Origin of the sequence: Pseudomonas sp. S4_EA_1b (assembly GCF_016307435.1) — a bacterium.
In the GTDB taxonomy this organism is placed as follows: Bacteria; Pseudomonadota; Gammaproteobacteria; order Pseudomonadales; family Pseudomonadaceae; genus Aquipseudomonas; species Aquipseudomonas rhodesiae.
The window spans coordinates 1-1,171 of sequence record NZ_JAEILC010000085.1; the positions used below are offsets into that span (position 1 = coordinate 1).

A 1,171-nucleotide genomic window follows, 5' to 3' on the forward strand; every position below is an offset into this window, starting at 1 on the left:
GAAAGAGCCAATTAATGCGACTGCCAAATTGGAAGTCCCCCCGATAGCCAACCCTGGGCGGTTGCAGGAGCTGAGTGCAACACGGTTATTGAATTGAAACCGGAGCATCATGCCGCATTGCCATGGCATTTTGCATGACCTCTCCCATCACCTCGATGGGGCATTTGAAGTCGAAGCGCTTGCGCGGTCGCATGTTCAGTTGCAGCGCAATGGCGTCCAGCTCCTCCTGGCTATGTACCGACAGGTCTGTGCCCTTGGGCAAGTACTGGCGAATCAGGCCGTTGATGTTTTCGTTGCTGCCGCGCTGCCAGGGGCTGTGCGGGTCGCAGAAGTAGATCGCCACGCCGGTTCTTTGGGTGATCTCGGCGTGTCGCGCCATCTCCCGGCCCTGGTCGTAAGTCATGCTCTTGCGCATCTCCAGCGGCATGCTATTGAGCGCGGCGCTGAAGCCTTCCAGCGCCGAAGTCGCCGTCGCGTCGTTCATCTTCACCAACATCAGGTAGCCACTGGTGCGTTCCACCAGCGTACCGACGGACGAGGCGTTGGCCTTACCCTTGATGAGGTCGCCTTCCCAATGCCCCGGCATCAGCCTGTCTTCAATCTCCGGCGGGCGCACATGAATACTGACCATCTCGGGGATCTGGCCGCGCCGATCCACGCCACCAGAGCGCGGCCGGCGCGTCGTCTTGCCTTGGCGCAGACAGATGATCAGCTCCTTACGCAGCTCACCCACTGGCAGGGCATAGATCGCGTTGTAGATCGTCTCGCGACAGACGTAGGCATCTCGCAGGTTGGGTATGTTCATGCTGCGCAGCTTGCCGGCAATCTGCTCGGGAGACAAACGCTCACGCAGCATATGGGTCACCAGTTCGAAGCGCTCGCTACCCGGCAACAGTTTTCGCATCGGTCGACAAACCTGGCGGCGGGCCTGCATTTGCTGCTGGGCCAGGCGGGCCGAGTAGCCACCGCAAGCACCTCGGTTACGGCGCAGCTCACGGCTGATGGTCGAAGGGGATCGGTTGATCAAGCAGGCAATCCTGCGCAGGCTGAAGCCTTGGGTACGACCGATTTGAATGGTGGCGCGCTCTTCAACGCTGAGTTCGGTATAAGACATAGGGGCAGCACCGTACCGGAAAGGTCAGGTGTTGCACTCAGTTTTTGCCGCCGCCCT

The 1,171-nt window shown here is 60.1% G+C and carries 1 protein-coding gene; it reads right to left on the minus strand.

Annotated features, from left to right (window positions below; genetic code table 11):
- Positions 1–85 precede the first annotated feature (85 nt).
- Positions 86–1,114 carry an IS30-like element ISPsp7 family transposase gene (locus YA0848_RS24100; protein WP_011911495.1) on the minus strand — a complete coding sequence of 343 codons (1,029 nt, stop codon included), beginning with the start codon at positions 1,112–1,114 and terminating at the stop codon, positions 86–88.
- Positions 1,115–1,171: the final 57 nt, after the last annotated feature.

Coding starts and splice junctions, on each gene's coding strand:
- YA0848_RS24100 (WP_011911495.1), bottom strand. CDS start 1,114: ATGTCTTATACCGAACTCAGCGTTGAAGAGCGCGCCACCATTCAAATC.